The organism is Morganella sp. GD04133, from assembly GCF_029835375.1.
In the GTDB taxonomy this organism is placed as follows: Bacteria; Pseudomonadota; Gammaproteobacteria; order Enterobacterales; family Enterobacteriaceae; genus Morganella; species Morganella morganii_B.
In genome coordinates, this window is sequence record NZ_JAODZS010000018.1 from 1 (window position 1) to 15,354 (window position 15,354).

A 15,354-nucleotide genomic window follows, 5' to 3' on the forward strand; every position below is an offset into this window, starting at 1 on the left:
CTGATGTGATGCAGGGTTTTTTGTGTCCGGAGAAAAGTAATCAGGCTTTTGCCAGATACGCTTCGATAGACTTCTGAATATGCTCTGAATCCAGGCCCATATCGCTGCGGATCTCTTCCTGGTCGCCCTGCGGCACATAGCTGTCCGGCAGGCCGATATTGAGCACCGGCACCGGCTTGCGCTGCGCCATCAGGAACTCATTCACACCACTGCCTGCACCGCCCATAACGGCGTTTTCCTCGACGGTCACCAGGGTGTCATGACGTGCTGCCATTTCCAGGATCAGGGCTTCATCCAGCGGTTTGACAAAACGCATATCCACCACGGTGGCGTTCAGGTTTTCCGCTGCTTTCAGCACTTCTTCCAGCAGGGTACCGAAGACCAGAATCGCGGTTTTTTCCCCTTCACGGCGCACAACACCTTTACCGATCTCAATCTGAGCCAATGGCTGAAGTGTGGCACCACAGCCGCCGCCGCGCGGATAACGCACCGCCACCGGGCCTTTGCCGTAGTGATAGCCGGTGTGCAGCATCTGGCGGCACTCGTTTTCATCACTCGGGGTCATGATCACCATGTTCGGCAGGATGCGCAGGAAGGAGAGATCAAACGCTCCCTGGTGTGTCGGGCCGTCGTTACCGACAATCCCGGCGCGGTCAATAGCAAACAGCACCGGCAGTTTCTGGATCGCGACATCGTGGATCACCTGGTCGTAGGCGCGCTGCAGGAAGCTGGAGTAAATCGCAACAACCGGCTTGTAACCGCCGATAGCCAGCCCGGCGGCAAAGGTGACAGAGTGCTGTTCAGCAATCGCGACATCAAAATACTGATCCGGGAAGGATTTGGAGAAGCGTACCATACCGGAACCTTCGCGCATGGCGGGGGTGATCGCCATCAGTTTCGGGTCGTGTTCTGCTTCTTCACACAGCCAGTCACCGAAGATTTTTGAGAAGGTCGGTTTGGACGATTTGCTTTTCGGCAGTGTGCCGGTTGACGGATCAAACTGCGGCACGGCGTGCCAGCTGATCGGATCTTTTTCAGCCGGTTCATAACCGCGCCCTTTTTTCGTCATAATATGCAGGAACTGAGGACCTTTCAGGTCACGCATATTTTTCAGCGTCTGGATCAGCGCAAGCACGTCGTGTCCGTCCACCGGCCCGATGTAATTGAAGCCCAGCTCTTCAAAGAAGGTGCTCGGCACCACCATGCCTTTGATGTGCTCTTCGGTTTTCTTCAGCAGATCCTTGATAGGCGGCAGGCCGGAGAACACTTTTTTGCCGCCTTCACGCAGCGTGGTGTAAAGCTTGCCGGAAAGCAGCTGCGCCAGGTGGTTATTGAGGGCACCGACGTTTTCGGAGATGGACATCTCGTTGTCGTTGAGGATCACCAGCATGTCGGATTTGATATCCCCGCCGTGGTTCATTGCCTCAAAGGCCATACCGGCAGTAATCGCACCATCACCGATCACACAGACGGTTTTGCGGTTGCGTCCCTCACGGGCAGCGGCAACCGCCATCCCGACACCGGCACTGATGGAGGTGGAGGAATGGCCGACACTCAGTACATCATATTCACTCTCTTCGCGCCACGGGAAGGCGTGCAGCCCGTTTTTATGGCGGATAGTGTCAATACGGTCGCGGCGTCCGGTCAGGATCTTGTGCGGATAGGCCTGATGGCCGACATCCCAGATCAGGTTATCAAACGGCGTCTGATAGACATAATGGAGTGCCACGGTCAGTTCAATCGTGCCGAGACCGGAGGCAAAATGCCCGCTGGAACGGCTGACGCTGTTTAACAGATATTGCCGCAGTTCATCGCAGAGTTTCGGTAAACTCTCTTTCGGTAACAGACGCAAATCATCGGGCGTCTCAACGAGTGCCAAAGTCGGATATTTAGCGATATCAATACTCATGTAATGCTCACTAATTCTTATTAAAGTTTCTGAAAATACCGGAACGTGCCGGACGGATTAGCTGTTACGTTCAATCACAAAATTAGCAAGTTCACGCAGGGTTGCTGTGTTGTAATGATGTTCTTCAAGCTGTGAAAGCGCAGCCAGTGACTCCTGATAAAGCGCCTGTGCTTTATCCTGAGCTGCCTGCAGCCCGAGCAGCGCCGGATAGGTGCTCTTCCCGTGCGCGGCGTCGCTGCCCTGGCTTTTTCCGATCACATCCGTATGACCGATAACATCCAGAATGTCATCCTGAACCTGAAACGCCAGGCCGATAGCCTGTGCGTAAGTGTCGAGAGCCGGTAATGCGGCATAACCTGCCTCACCGGCACTCATTGCGCCCATGCGGACGGAAGCACGGATTAAAGCACCGGTCTTATGGTTGTGTATTTGTTCCAGCGCATGAATACCGATGTTTTTTCCTTCTGCTGCCAGATCAAGCGCCTGGCCACCGCACATTCCGCCAAGACCGGCGGCATCGGCCAGTTCGGCGATCATCGCCAGACGGTCTTCCGGGCGGACATCCGGCATCGGCCGCGCCGCGAGGATTGCGAATGCCTGGGTTTGCAGGGCGTCACCTGCCAGAATGGCATTCGCTTCACCAAAGGCGACGTGGCAGGTCGGTTTGCCGCGGCGCAGTGTGTCGTCATCCATGGCCGGTAAATCGTCATGGATCAGGGAATAGGCGTGAATACACTCAATCGCTGCCGCCGGGGCATCCAGGTTTTCAGCCGTCACACCAAACATCTCACCGGTGGCGTACACCAGGAACGGGCGCAGACGTTTTCCGCCGAGCAGGGCACCGTAATGCATGGCTTTACCCATGTCGGTGGCGGCAAACGGCAGTGTGGTCAGGATCTCATCAAGAACGTGATCAACACGCTCTCTGGCCTGTGTCAGTTGGTTGCGGAATGTTTCGGGAGTTTGTTCTGGCATGGTCATTCTCGTTCACACAGGGAACCGCCGGATCCGGGCGGTCAGTCATTTTCAGGTGTAAAATCGCTCAGCGGGGCGTTTTCATCATCATTAAGCAGGATCTGAACCCGCTGTTCGGCTGCCATCAGGGTTTTCTGGCTGGTGCGCGTCAGTGCGATACCGCGTTCAAACTCGGCCAGGGCTTCTTCCAGTGGCAGGTTACCCGCTTCCAGGCGGGTGACGATCCCTTCAAGGGCATCGAGTGATGCTTCAAAGCTCAGTGCATCGGTTTTCATTGCGGATGTTTTTTTGGTCATGGTCTGTTTTTCACTGATGTTGCATTTATGTCGCAAATAATTCCTAGTTTACACTTTTCAGTGAAAATTGTGCCTTTCATTTACGATTTTTACGGGGCAGATCGAGATATGGTGATATACTGACGCCTTTCAATTTCATCAACGGGGATTGCCGCTGCCTGACGCCGGCTGCTCCGTCCTTTGCAAATCAAGCCGATAGCCAGTAAACCGTTATGAAGTTTATCATTAAATTATTTCCTGAAATTACCATCAAAAGCCAGAGTGTCCGCCTGCGCTTTATTAAAATTCTGACCAGTAATATCCGCAATGTGCTTAAGGATCTGGCCGAAGACGTGGCGGTTGTCCGTCACTGGGACTATCTTGAAGTCCGCGTGAAGAAAGAAGAGCTTGGTGAGGGGGTGGCTGACCGCCTGACCCGCATTCCCGGTATCCACCATATTTTACAGGTGGAAGAGCGTGCATTTACCGATCTGCATAATATCTATGAGCAGACGTTTGAGATGTATGCCGCATCACTGGAAAATAAAACCTTCTGTGTCCGCGCCAAGCGCCGTGGTAAGCACCCGTTCAGCTCCATCGAGCTGGAGCGCTATGTCGGCGGCGGCCTGAACCAGCATATTCCGTCCGCTAAGGTGAAACTGACGCATCCGGATGTGACGGTGAATCTGGAAGTGGAAGATGACAAACTGATCCTCGTGGTACGCCGTCTGGAAGGGATCGGCGGTTTCCCGATCGGGACTCAGGAAGATGTGTTATCTCTGATCTCCGGCGGGTTCGATTCCGGTGTCTCCAGTTATATGCTGATGCGCCGTGGTTGCCGCGTTCATTACTGCTTCTTTAATTTAGGCGGTGCGGCACATGAAATCGGTGTGAAACAGGTGGCGCATTACCTGTGGAACCGCTTCGGCAGCTCGCACAAAGTCCGTTTTGTGGCGGTGAACTTTGAGCCGGTGGTGGCGGAAATCCTGGAAAAAGTGGATGACGGCCAGATGGGCGTGGTGCTCAAGCGGATGATGGTCCGTGCGGCATCCCGTGTTGCGGAACGCTATGGCGTGCAGGCGATTGTGACCGGCGAAGCGCTGGGACAGGTTTCCAGCCAGACGCTGACTAACCTGCGCATGATCGACAACGCGACTGACACTCTGGTGTTGCGTCCGCTGATCTCTCACGACAAAGAAACCATTATCAATCTCGCCCGTCAGATCGGTACTGAAGATTTTGCCCGTACCATGCCGGAATTCTGCGGCGTGATCTCGAAAAACCCGACAGTGAAAGCGGTGAAAGAGAAAATCGAAGCCGAAGAAGAGAAATTCGACTTTGCGATTCTGGATGATGTGGTACTCAACGCGCAGAACATGGATATCCGTGTGATCGCACAGCAGAGTGAGCAGCAGGTCACTGAAGTGGAGATGGTGTCTGAACTGTCTGCCACCGATGTGGTGCTGGATATCCGTTCGCCGGATGAACAGGAATCACATCCGCTGAAAATTGAGGGGACCGAAGTGCGCACACTGCCGTTCTACAAACTCAGCACTCAGTTCGGTGATTTACCGGCGGAGACCACTTATCTGCTCTATTGCGATCGCGGAGTGATGAGCCGTCTGCAGGCGCTTTATCTGGCAGAGCAGGGCTATACCAATGTGAAGGTGTACCGTCCCTGAGTCACCGCTGTCATTTATTTCTGAACCCCGTCTCTGAGGAGCCGGGGTTTTTTATTGTCTTTTTTCAGAGTGTAAGGGATACCGTTGTGCCTGTTCAGACTCTATGCTGTCCGGCAGCAACATCCATTACTGACGGGGTTTCAGCATGAAAAACAGTGCGGTTCAGGCACCGGCAAGCCGTTTTATCTATTTTATTGTTATTGTGGTGGTGCTCCTTCAGGGGCTCACACTGAATGCAACATCCGATTACCTTATCCGCAGTTCGTGGCAGGTACCGGGGTCACTGGTCTGGCTGCCGATGCTGCTGGCGCTGTTTGTGCCGACGGTATTCAGTTATCTGATCAACCGGTTTTCCTCTGCGGCTCTCTGGGCAGGGCTGGTTCTGACGGCGGCTCTCTGTGTCTGGATGAATTACTGGTATCTGAGTGAGGCAACGGCGGGTCACACCCGGGAACTTTCTTCGCTGATCCCGCTGCTGGTATTGCTGTTCTGGCTGATCCTGCCGTGGTTGCAGCAGCGGCAGTCCTCAGGTTCACGGAACCCGGATTATGCGCTGCTGACGGAACAGTATGTCAGAAACACCGTGCTGGGTGCGCTGGCAGGGCTTATCGGCCTGCTGGTGATGGGAGTGCTGTTTCTGGCGATCTACCTGTTCCGGATTGTGAATCTGACGTTTCTCAGTGACTGGCTGGATGACTCACTGTATTACTGGATGAGTTTTTGTCTCGGCTTTAATATCAGTCTGGTGTTTATTCAGTCCGCCTTTTCTTTCAGTACCGGAAAAATCGCCGGGTATGTGGCGCGGGTGCTGTTGCCGCTGCTGACCGTTATTGGTGTGATTGCGGCAGGCGGATTATTGTTATCCGTGGTTACCGGTGTTCGTGTCAGCGGGCTGGGTTCATTCACCATGATTTGGTTTGTCGCTTTGAACATCATTCTGCTGAATCTGGTTTACGGTAATGCGTGTGTCCCGCGCTTCCGCTCCTGGCTCAACGGACTGGTGCTGGCTGGTGTGCTACTGCTGAATATTTTCTCACTGTCATCGGTTTACGGCATTCTGGTGCGGGTTAATCAATACAGCTGGAGTATGGATCGCTTATACGGATTCAGTATTGCGCTGTTTCTGGCTGTGGTTGTACTGGCGTACAGTGCGGCCCTGTTATGGAAACGCAGCGGGTGGGCGGTACTGCTCGGGCCGGTCAACAAAGCCGGATTACTGACGCTGATGGCGGTTATTCTGGTGATCAGCAGCCCGCTGGCCGATTTTAAACAGATCACGGCAAACAGTATTCTGGCAGGTATTGAAAAGGGCAAAATCAACGTGACGTCAGATATCCGCTATACCCTGGAACGTCTCGGGCAGCGGGGAGACGCGGTACTTGCGGTGCTGAATGACAATCCGGAATACCGCAAAGCACTGACATACTCCTCTTATGATCAGGATAACCGCCGGACACTGCGGGAGGTCATGCTCACCGTACCGGGCAGCCCGGAATTACCGGAATCCTGGTGGGAGGGAAAACCGGATGTGACACGCAGCTGGTTCTGTACGGAATCCTCCGCGAACGGGGAGTGTCTCGGCTTTATGGCGGATGCGGACGGCGACGGACAGGATGATGCGCTGGTCTGTGTCAGCGGTTATTCTGATTTATCGTTCTATTGTCAGATCTGGCAGCAAACCATTGAAGTCACAGACGGTCAGCCGGATAAACAAGTCTGGGAAGAACGTGATTACCAGGATATTCAGTATGCCTCTGAAGAAGAGAAGCTGGCGGCCTGGGCAGCGCTGAAGGCGGGACATTATTCACTGAAACCCAAAGTCTGGATGATGGTGACGCCGGAACCACAAGTACAGTAAATATGAAAACGCCCGGCATCACAGAGAGCCGGGCGTTTTTATCAGTTATCTGCCAGGGTGCGGTAAGGGGTGTCCTGATAATCCCATATCCCCGGTGGCAGCACTAATTCCGCCGCGACTTTCGCGGCGGTTTCCTGTCCGCACAGGCGCTCTGTCAGACGCAGGGCAAAATCGATGGCAGTGGCCGGGCCCTGGCTGGTCAGCAGATTAACACGCTCATCAAAATAGACCCGCTGATTGACCCACTGTTTTGCCGGTATTTTATCTTCCAGCGCAGGATAGCCGGTCATATTGCCGAGCGGAAACAGATTATGGGCTACCAGAATGACAGACGGTGCCGCGCAGATAGCGGCAACAATGTGCCCGTCACAATGCATACGGCGGATTTTTTCAATCACCAGCGGGCTGTCACGCAGATTCTCCGCGCCTTTCAGGCCGCCCGGCAGCACAATGGCATCAAACGGGGTGTCCGCCACCCGCACCAGCGGGACATCGGCCATAATACGGATCCCGCGTGAACCGGTGACCAGGCAACTGCCGTCATCATTGGCACTGGCGAGTGTGACCGTCACACCGGCGCGAACCAGCAGATCCGCAGTGGTGACGGTTTCGGTTTCTTCGCAGCCGTCAGCGAGACAAATGAGAACTGAAGGGGGCATTTTGTTCCTCTTTTTGTTTGACGAGGCTGTAAACGTGAATATGTTCCGGCAGCAGGATCCCGTGATAGCGGGCGCGTTGCAGCAGATAGCCGGTGATGTAGTCAATTTCGGTATAACGACCGTAAAGAATATCCCGGCGCATGGAGGAGCTGTGATCAGCGGTTTTTTCAATCACATGAAGAATGTATTCATAGATATCATCACCGTCAGTGTGGATCCCCTCACGCAGCATCACTTCCGCCACTTCATCACACAGCACGCGGATTTGCGGCAGGTGCGCCATCAGTTCGCCGTTTTTACAGTCATAAATAACGGTCAGCGGGGAAATGACACAGTTCACGGCGAGTTTTTGCCAGCTGGCGGCATCAATTTCATCATGCCAGGCGACGTCCGGCAGGGCATCATGCAGAATATCCGCCAGATGACCGTAATGACGGGCACGTTCATTCACCGGGCCGATGTGGGTCAGTCCCCGGCGGCTGTGATGCAGCAGACCATTTTCTTCAAATGCGCTGTGAGAGGTGATGCCGGTCAGCAGCGGGTTCGGGCAGCGGGATAATTCACGTGCCACACCCATACCATTGTGCAGCAGTAACACCGGGCAGGATTCCGGTATCTGCGGCAGCAGCTGATTAACCGCTTCGGAGGTTTGCCAGGCTTTCAGGCAAACCAGTAATAATTCGGTTTGTGCGAGGAATTCCGGATCGTTTGTGGTAAATTGCCCGTAAAACGGCTCTCCGTTCAGAGAGTCAATATTCACATTCAGGTAGGGCTGGGGAACACGCATCCATCCCTGCACCTCATGATTGCCTGACAGTGCAGCGAGCCAGAGTTTCCCGATTGCGCCGCAACCCAGTACTGTTATTTTCATAAGGACTCCGGACAGCGAAAAAGATGTGAGCAATATCACTGAATAGTACCACTTTTTGGCCGTTTGCACCTTAGTAAATATAGCGGGAAATATAGTGCTTTTGTTGGTCTGATAAACCCGGTATTATGCCGGTCAGTTGAATATAGGGAGGTTTTCCGATGCCATCATTTGATATTGTTTCTGAAGTTGAATTACATGAAGTGCGCAATGCCGTGGAAAACGCACAGCGTGAAGTGACCAGCCGCTGGGATTTTCGCAACATTACCGCGACGATTGAGCTCAATGAGAAAAATAACAGTGTTAAAATGACCAGTGAATCTGATTTCCAGGTCAATCAGCTGGTTGATATTATGCGGGAAAAACTGGCGAAACGCGGAATCGACGGCGCGTCTCTGACCGTACCGGATGAGATTGTTCACAGCGGTAAGCTGTACAGTGTTGAGGCAACCCTGTTACAGGGGATCGACACAGCACTGGCGAAAAAAATCGTCAAGCTGATCAAAGACAGCAAACTGAAAGTACAGGCACAAATCCAGGGAGAAGAAGTCCGTGTGACCGGCAAATCCCGTGATGATTTACAGTCCGTTATGGCACTGGTGCGTGAAGGGAAACTGGGCCAGCCTTTCCAGTTCAAAAACTTCCGCGACTGAGTGTTATCCGGCAACCTGCATCAGCATGGTTGCCGGTTCCTGTCAGCCCTGTAAAACCGCTTCAAGTTGTCTGCGGTTTGACAGTCTGGTGTCCGTTTTTACATATACCGCCCGTTCCTGCGCAATAATCACCACATCACACACACCCGGTTGTTCGCGTAACTTCGCGGCAATATCCGGATTATTTACAGCATTTTCCGGTAATTCCAGCCGCAGACTGCTGACATACGGCGGCTGACGCAGTGTCAGGCTGACAGCCAGCCAGAGAAGTGTCAGTATCAGGCCACCGCCGAAAACCGCCACTGCACCATGGATGCCGTAGAGCAGGCCGCCGAGGCTGCCGCCCAGTGCCACGCCGATAAACTGGCTGGTGGAGTAGATCCCCATCGCTGTGCCTTTATAGCCTGCGGGCGCTTCTTTGCTGATCAGTGACGGCAAAATCGCTTCCATCACATTGAAGGCGATAAAGAAAATCTGTAATCCACCGTAAAGCAGCCACAGGTTTTTGCCTGCCAGCAGAAACACGATTTCCGCCAGTGCCATCATGACCACGCAACTGATAAAAACCTGCTTCATTTTGCGGTACTTTTCCGCATAAATAATAAACGGCAGCACAGACACAAAGGCAATCAGCATGGTGTACAGATACGCTTTCCAGTGAGATTCCCGTGCCAGCCCGGCATCACTCATTACCAGAGGAAGGGCGACAAAGGTCGCCATCAGCAGAGTGTGCAGGGCGAGGATCCCGAAATTCAGCCGTGCGAGCTGTTTATCCATCAGCACCTGTTTAATCGCACCTTTTACCACGGCGGTTTCACGGTTCTGGCGATGCTCCTTGTTGTCCGGCACCACATACAGGGTGACGAGGATCCCGAGGAAGGCGAGCAGGGCAATGCCCCAGAACAGGCCGGACAGACCGACGATATCCGCCAGTACCGGGCCGAGCACCAGAGCGACAGCAAAGGTGATCCCGATACTGATACCGATAAATGCCATTGCTTTGGTGCGGTTTTGTTCGCGGGTGGTATCGGACAGTAATGCCATGACGGCAGCGGATATCGCGCCTGCACCCTGAAGCGCCCGTCCGGCAATCACGCCGTAGATAGAGTGGCTGAGTGCGGCAACAATACTGCCCGCCATAAAGATAATCAGCCCGCCGACAATCAGTGGTTTACGGCCGATTTTGTCAGAAAGCAGGCCGAAGGGGATCTGGAAGATAGCCTGGGTCAGGCCGTAGACACCAATGGCAAAGCCGATCAGAGTGCTGGTGGCGTCTTTAAAATCGAGTCCGAACGTGGTGATAACAGGCAATACCATGAACATGCCGAGCATGCGCAGAGAAAATACCGAGCCTAACCCCCAGGTCGCGCGACGCTCAACCGGAGTCATTTTATTATCGTTCATGGGATAACCTCAAAAAAACAGACACCACATTCTAATGAGATTTGTGGTTTTTGCTAAACACAAAATGGCAGGGGAACCCTGCCATTTTGTTATTACAGAAAGTGTGTGTTAACGACTGTAGGCCAGCAGAACATCACCGGAGACACTTGGGTCAACAGACATCATCACACTGAGTGACGTGATAGCGACAATGGAGAACACGAACAGCTTACGCGCCCAGACACGATCATTTGTTGTCTTATAGCCCGATAACGCCATGCCCAGCCACCAGACACTGACTGCCGCAGCGACAATCAGGTACTTATATCCCGCATACCCGCTGATGGCGAGCATCAGTGTGGCAAACATAAAGGCGATGATGTACAGGATAATGTGGTTTTTCGCCACAGAAATACCCTTAATCACCGGCAGTACAGGGATATTAGCCGCCTGGTAATCTTTGAAACGGAAAATGGCAATCGCGTAGGAGTGCGGCATCTGCCATAAACTGAAGATTAACAGCAGGATCAGTGCGCCGGTATCAAACTGACCGGTTACCGCGCAGTAGCCGATAACCGGCGGTGCGGCACCGGACAGACTGCCGACCAGTGTGCCGTAGACTGATTTGCGTTTCATGTACAGGCTGTAAACCCCGACATAAACCACAAAGCCGACAACAGCAATCAGCATTGCCACTGCATTGGCGGCCACTAACAGCAGCACCATGCCGGCAATACCCAGCACAGAGGCATAAACCAGACTGATTTTCGGGTCAATAAGCCCTCTTACCAGAGGGCGGTTTTTCGTGCGTTCCATGACGGAGTCGATGTCGCGGTCGATGTAATTGTTAAAAACACAACCGGAGGCCACGACCAGCGAGACACCGAGCAATGTCGCAATGAACAGAGGGTAATCAATGTCACCTTTGGAGGCGAGCAGGAATCCCCCGACCACAGAAATTAAATTTCCGAAAATAATTCCCGGTTTGGTCACTTGCAGGTATTGCTTCATCATATCGGCAACCCTTAATCAACCATCATATTGATGTTCAGGTTGTACATAATCCACAGTGAACCCACAACCACGATACCGATAATGAGGAGCGTGAACAGGAACGCAATCAGGTTCCAGCGCTCTTCAGACGCGGTATTCATGTGCAGGAAGCACACCAGGTGAACAAGAATCTGAACAACAGCGGTAATCACAACAGTTGCCAGCAGTACAGATGTTGAGGCGGTTCCCTCAATCACCATATAAAACGGGATAACTGTCAGAATGACCGATAATATAAAACCGATCAGATAGGTTTTCACACTACCGTGGCTTGCCCCGGTACCGGCTGTATTTGAATGACTCATTACAGTGCCCCCAACAGATAAACAACGGTGAACACACAAATCCAGACCACGTCCAGGAAGTGCCAGAACAGGCTTAAGCAGTTCAGGCGGGTTTTATTCACTTCGGTCAGGCCGCGGCGGCTGATCTGGATGATCATGATGATGATCCAGATAAGACCGGCGGTGACGTGCAAACCGTGTGTTGCCACCAGGGTGAAGAAACCGGACAGGAAGCCGCTGCGGTCAGGGCCGTAACCTTCGCTGATTAATTCATTGAATTCATAGATTTCCATTGCCACGAAGCCGAGGCCGAACAGGAAGGTGACAAATAACCACAGATTAACCTGACCCACCTGATTGCGGTTCATTGCCAGCATGGCAAAGCCGTAGGTGATACTGCTGAATAACAGCAGGAAGGTTTCCACCAGTACAAACTGTAAGTTAAAGATCTCTTTGCCCGACGGGCCGCCGGCGGTGCCGTCTTTCAGCACCACATAAATGGCGAACAGACTCGCAAACAGAATCAGGTCACTCATCAGGTAGACCCAGAATCCGAAGACCTTGGTCGCACCTGCATCGTGATGCCCATGATCATCATGGGCGTTATTATGTTGAGTCAGGGTATTAGTTGACATTATCCACACCTGCCTTGCTCAGTTGCTCGTAGTGGGCGTTTTCGATTTTCTCGACGTCGGCCACAGGAACATAGTAATCCACATCTTCGTCGAAGCTTTTCACAATCCAGGTGACGATCATGCCGGCGAAACCGACAATCGCGAGCCACCAGATATGCCAGATCATGGCGAAACCAAAGATCAGGCTGAAACCGGCGATAATCACACCTGCAGCCGTGTTTTTCGGCATATGAATTTCTTCATATTTTGCAGGGCGTTTATGCGCAGTACCTTTTTCTTTCATATCCCACCACTCATCACGGGACTGAACATCCGGTACTTCAGCAAAGTTGTAGAACGGCGGTGGTGAAGAGGTTGCCCACTCCAGTGTGCGGCCGCCCCACGGATCCCCGGTAAGGTCGCGGTTCTGGTCGCGGTCACGGATACTGACGTAGAACTGAATAACCTGGCACAGAATACCGACACCGATAATCGCCACGCCGACCGCTGCGATTAACAACATGGTGTGGAAGGTCGGGTCAATGTTCTGGCTGATACGGCGGGTCATTCCCATGAAGCCCAGCACGTAAACCGGCATAAAGGCAACAAAGAAACCGATGAACCAGCACCAGAATGCACGGACACCCCATTTTTCGTTCAGGGTGAAACCGAACGCTTTCGGGAACCAGTAAGCGGTACCGGCGAAGCAACCGAAGACCACACCGCCGATGATGACGTTATGGAAGTGTGCAATCAGGAACAGGCTGTTATGCAGGACAAAGTTTGCGCCCGGCACGGCCAGCAGAACCCCGGTCATACCACCGACGGAGAAGGTGATAATAAAGCCGACCGTCCAGAGCATCGGGGTTTTGAACTCGATACGCCCCTGATACATGGTAAACAGCCAGTTGAATATCTTCACCCCGGTCGGAATGGAGATGATCATCGTGGCGATACCGAAGAAGGCGTTGACGTTCGCACCGGAGCCCATGGTAAAGAAGTGGTGCAGCCAGACGATAAAGGACAGTACGGTAATCGCGATAGTTGCCCATACCAGTGAGGTATAGCCGAACAGGCGTTTTTTCGAGAATGTCGCAGTGACTTCAGAGAAGACCCCGAAGACCGGCAGAACCAGGATATACACTTCCGGGTGGCCCCATGCCCACACCAGGTTGATGTACATCATCATGTTGCCGCCCATATCATTGGTGAAGAAATGGGTGCCCAGGTAGCGGTCTAATGTCAGGCCGGTTAAGGTGACAGTCAGAATCGGGAACGCGGCGATAATCAGGATGTTGGTACAGAATGCCGCCCAGGTAAAGACCGGCATTTTCATCATCGACATGCCCGGTGCGCGCATACGCAGAATGGTGGCGAAGAAGTTTACCCCGGTCAGTAAGGTACCGATACCGGATATCTGAAGACTCCACAGCCAGTAATCGACCCCGACGCCCGGATTATATTCCAGTCCCGACAGCGGCGGATAGGCCAGCCAGCCGGTCTGGGCAAATTCCCCGATACCGAGAGAGATATTCACCAGCATTACGCCGACCACAAAGAACCAGAAGCTCAGGGAGTTCAGGAACGGGAAGGCAACATCACGGGCGCCGATCTGTAACGGTACAACCAGGTTCATCAGACCGACAACAAACGGTGTCGCGACGAAGAAGATCATGATAACGCCGTGGGCGGTAAAGATCTGATCGTAGTGCTCAGGCGGCAGGAATCCGGCTTCACCGGCAGACGAAAGGGCCTGCTGGGCGCGCATCATAATGGCGTCAGCAAAACCACGGATAAGCATCACCATCGAAACGATGATGTACATAATACCGATTTTTTTATGGTCAACGGTAGTCAGCCATTCGGTCCATAACCACGTCCATTTGCGGAAGTAGGTAATAAGACCGACAAGTGCAGCACCACCCAGAATGATACCCAGTACCGTAATAACAACGATAGGCTCATGCAGGGGGATGGCATCCAGTGTTAATTTTCCGAACATGCTTTACCCCTCATTCCCGGCATGAGCTGCCGGCATATGACTGCCGTGTTCATCTGCGCTCATGTTCATCATTGAATGGCTTTCGCCTTCGTGTGTCTTCCCTGCACCGTGACCGCTGTGACCGAATTTGTTAATGGTCTCAACATACAGGTTTGGTTTGACTGCGGAGAAATAGACAACCGGGTTGTTGACGCTCGGTTTTGCCAGTGCGTCAAACGCTTCGGTGGTGGTCAGGGTATCCGGTGAGGCTTTCACCTTCGCAACCCATTCATCGAAAGCTTCGCGTGTCGGGGTGGCGGTGGCGGTAAATTTCATGTCAGAGAAACCATGGCCGCTGTAACTGGCAGAAATGCCTTTGTACACGCCCGGTTCTTCCGCAATCAGATGCAGTTTGGTCTGCATACCGGCCATTGCATAAATCTGGCCGCCTAACTGCGGGATGAAAAACGAGTTCATCACAGAATCAGAGGTGATTTTGAAATTGACAGGAACACCGACAGGAAATGCGATTTCATTCACTGTGGCAATGCCCTGATCCGGATAGATAAATAACCATTTCCAGTCCATTGAGATAACCTGGATGGTGACAGGCTCCTGGTCACTGACCAGCGGCTTGTACGGATCCAGCTCATGGGTGGTTTTCCATGTGATGGTACCCAGGATCAGAATGATAATAATCGGAACTGTCCAGACGACCAGCTCGATTTTATTGGAATGCGCCCAGTCAGGACGGTAAGTTGCTTTTCTGGTTTCCCGGTAACGCAGGGCAAATACGATTGCCATGATAATGACCGGAATAACCACAATGAGCATCAGACCAATGGCGGTTAAAATCAGTGTTTTTTGCTCAGCACCGATAGTGCCTTTCGGGTTCATCAGCGCCATATCACATCCGCCCAGCAAAAGCGCAGATGCGAGCAGCGAGATTATCCCAATACTCTTTTTGTAGTTCATAAGTCTCATCCAACGACCCCAAAAACAAAGGTACTCAAGTACTCTTGTCGTTTCATCAGTCCGCACATATTACGGCAAGGTAAGATCAGTGTAAATATATGTAATAGGATTGATGGGTTTGTTGCCTCTTTATGTTAAAAGGATCACAAGTAAGTCTGTTTTTATGAAATCATGAAATAAAAGTT

14 protein-coding genes are annotated in these 15,354 nt (G+C 52.6%); 3 read left to right on the forward strand and 11 right to left on the reverse strand.

Features of this window, described 5'->3' with window-relative positions; genetic code table 11:
- Positions 1-40 precede the first annotated feature (40 nt).
- Genes dxs through xseB form a run of 3 tightly spaced genes read right to left on the reverse strand, consistent with a single transcriptional unit; the run spans position 41 to position 3,180 of the window.
- Positions 41-1,909 carry a 1-deoxy-D-xylulose-5-phosphate synthase gene (dxs, locus tag N7387_RS10365; protein ID WP_279798760.1) on the reverse strand — a complete coding sequence of 623 codons (1,869 nt, stop codon included), beginning with the start codon at positions 1,907-1,909 and terminating at the stop codon, positions 41-43.
- A gap of 57 nt (positions 1,910-1,966) precedes the next feature.
- The gene (ispA, locus tag N7387_RS10370; protein WP_262859073.1) at positions 1,967-2,890 is read right to left on the reverse strand and encodes a (2E,6E)-farnesyl diphosphate synthase; all 924 of its coding nucleotides are present in this window, start codon (positions 2,888-2,890) and stop codon (positions 1,967-1,969) included.
- A 35-nt stretch (positions 2,891-2,925) separates the two neighbouring features.
- Positions 2,926-3,180, reverse strand: coding sequence for an exodeoxyribonuclease VII small subunit (gene xseB / locus N7387_RS10375; RefSeq protein ID WP_279798763.1), 255 nt, complete (start codon positions 3,178-3,180; stop codon positions 2,926-2,928).
- A gap of 212 nt (positions 3,181-3,392) precedes the next feature.
- Here xseB and thiI point away from each other — a divergent pair, with 212 nt between their 5' ends.
- Both thiI and N7387_RS10385 read left to right on the forward strand, forming a co-directional pair.
- Positions 3,393-4,841: a tRNA uracil 4-sulfurtransferase ThiI gene (gene thiI, locus N7387_RS10380; RefSeq protein ID WP_107678509.1), complete on the forward strand. Its 1,449-nt coding sequence runs from the start codon at positions 3,393-3,395 to the stop codon at positions 4,839-4,841.
- A 145-nt stretch (positions 4,842-4,986) separates the two neighbouring features.
- The gene (locus N7387_RS10385) at positions 4,987-6,699 is read left to right on the forward strand and encodes a DUF4153 domain-containing protein (RefSeq protein WP_279798768.1); all 1,713 of its coding nucleotides are present in this window, start codon (positions 4,987-4,989) and stop codon (positions 6,697-6,699) included.
- Positions 6,700-6,740: 41 nt separating this feature from the next.
- On the opposite strand, the gene yajL is transcribed toward N7387_RS10385, so the two are convergent.
- The gene (gene yajL / locus N7387_RS10390) at positions 6,741-7,358 is read right to left on the reverse strand and encodes a protein deglycase YajL (protein ID WP_279798770.1); all 618 of its coding nucleotides are present in this window, start codon (positions 7,356-7,358) and stop codon (positions 6,741-6,743) included.
- Positions 7,327-8,229, reverse strand: coding sequence for a 2-dehydropantoate 2-reductase (gene panE, locus N7387_RS10395; RefSeq protein WP_279798772.1), 903 nt, complete (start codon positions 8,227-8,229; stop codon positions 7,327-7,329). Before panE ends, yajL begins: the two co-directional genes overlap by 32 nt.
- A 158-nt stretch (positions 8,230-8,387) precedes the next feature.
- Here panE and N7387_RS10400 point away from each other — a divergent pair, with 158 nt between their 5' ends.
- A complete protein-coding gene (locus tag N7387_RS10400; protein WP_025151754.1) occupies positions 8,388-8,879 on the forward strand; it encodes a YajQ family cyclic di-GMP-binding protein in 492 nt (163 codons plus the stop codon).
- 42 nt (positions 8,880-8,921) lie between these two features.
- Here the strand turns inward: N7387_RS10400 and N7387_RS10405 are convergent, their stop codons facing one another.
- The 6 genes from N7387_RS10405 to cyoA form a co-directional block, all read right to left on the reverse strand.
- Complete coding sequence (locus tag N7387_RS10405; protein WP_279798773.1) at positions 8,922-10,283, reverse strand: MFS transporter; 1,362 nt, start codon at positions 10,281-10,283, stop codon at positions 8,922-8,924.
- Between the two features lie 108 nt (positions 10,284-10,391).
- The gene (gene cyoE / locus N7387_RS10410; RefSeq protein WP_024474585.1) at positions 10,392-11,276 is read right to left on the reverse strand and encodes a heme o synthase; all 885 of its coding nucleotides are present in this window, start codon (positions 11,274-11,276) and stop codon (positions 10,392-10,394) included.
- A gap of 11 nt (positions 11,277-11,287) precedes the next feature.
- Entirely contained in the window at positions 11,288-11,620 is a 333-nt protein-coding gene (locus tag N7387_RS10415) for a cytochrome o ubiquinol oxidase subunit IV (RefSeq protein ID WP_004236445.1), read from the reverse strand.
- Positions 11,620-12,234, reverse strand: a complete 615-nt coding sequence (locus tag N7387_RS10420) for a cytochrome o ubiquinol oxidase subunit III (RefSeq protein ID WP_279798777.1) — start codon at positions 12,232-12,234, stop codon at positions 11,620-11,622. The genes N7387_RS10415 and N7387_RS10420 overlap by 1 nt, the downstream gene beginning before the upstream one ends.
- The gene (gene cyoB / locus N7387_RS10425; RefSeq protein ID WP_262859080.1) at positions 12,224-14,215 is read right to left on the reverse strand and encodes a cytochrome o ubiquinol oxidase subunit I; all 1,992 of its coding nucleotides are present in this window, start codon (positions 14,213-14,215) and stop codon (positions 12,224-12,226) included. The genes N7387_RS10420 and cyoB overlap by 11 nt, the downstream gene beginning before the upstream one ends.
- 3 nt (positions 14,216-14,218) lie before the next feature.
- Positions 14,219-15,178, reverse strand: a complete 960-nt coding sequence (gene cyoA, locus N7387_RS10430; protein WP_262859081.1) for a cytochrome o ubiquinol oxidase subunit II — start codon at positions 15,176-15,178, stop codon at positions 14,219-14,221.
- Between the last annotated feature and the right edge of the window lie 176 nt (positions 15,179-15,354).

Excerpts from the sequence above, each read along its gene's own strand:
- dxs (WP_279798760.1), bottom strand. The coding sequence starts at position 1,909 with ATGAGTATTGATATCGCTAAATATCCGACTTTGGCACTCGTTGAGACG.
- ispA (WP_262859073.1), bottom strand. The coding sequence starts at position 2,890 with ATGACCATGCCAGAACAAACTCCCGAAACATTCCGCAACCAACTGACA.
- xseB (WP_279798763.1), bottom strand. The coding sequence starts at position 3,180 with ATGACCAAAAAAACATCCGCAATGAAAACCGATGCACTGAGCTTTGAA.
- thiI (WP_107678509.1), top strand. The coding sequence starts at position 3,393 with ATGAAGTTTATCATTAAATTATTTCCTGAAATTACCATCAAAAGCCAG.
- N7387_RS10385 (WP_279798768.1), top strand. The coding sequence starts at position 4,987 with ATGAAAAACAGTGCGGTTCAGGCACCGGCAAGCCGTTTTATCTATTTT.
- yajL (WP_279798770.1), bottom strand. The coding sequence starts at position 7,358 with ATGCCCCCTTCAGTTCTCATTTGTCTCGCTGACGGCTGCGAAGAAACC.
- panE (WP_279798772.1), bottom strand. The coding sequence starts at position 8,229 with ATGAAAATAACAGTACTGGGTTGCGGCGCAATCGGGAAACTCTGGCTC.
- N7387_RS10400 (WP_025151754.1), top strand. The coding sequence starts at position 8,388 with ATGCCATCATTTGATATTGTTTCTGAAGTTGAATTACATGAAGTGCGC.
- N7387_RS10405 (WP_279798773.1), bottom strand. The coding sequence starts at position 10,283 with ATGAACGATAATAAAATGACTCCGGTTGAGCGTCGCGCGACCTGGGGG.
- cyoE (WP_024474585.1), bottom strand. The coding sequence starts at position 11,276 with ATGATGAAGCAATACCTGCAAGTGACCAAACCGGGAATTATTTTCGGA.
- N7387_RS10415 (WP_004236445.1), bottom strand. The coding sequence starts at position 11,620 with ATGAGTCATTCAAATACAGCCGGTACCGGGGCAAGCCACGGTAGTGTG.
- N7387_RS10420 (WP_279798777.1), bottom strand. The coding sequence starts at position 12,234 with ATGTCAACTAATACCCTGACTCAACATAATAACGCCCATGATGATCAT.
- cyoB (WP_262859080.1), bottom strand. The coding sequence starts at position 14,215 with ATGTTCGGAAAATTAACACTGGATGCCATCCCCCTGCATGAGCCTATC.
- cyoA (WP_262859081.1), bottom strand. The coding sequence starts at position 15,178 with ATGAGACTTATGAACTACAAAAAGAGTATTGGGATAATCTCGCTGCTC.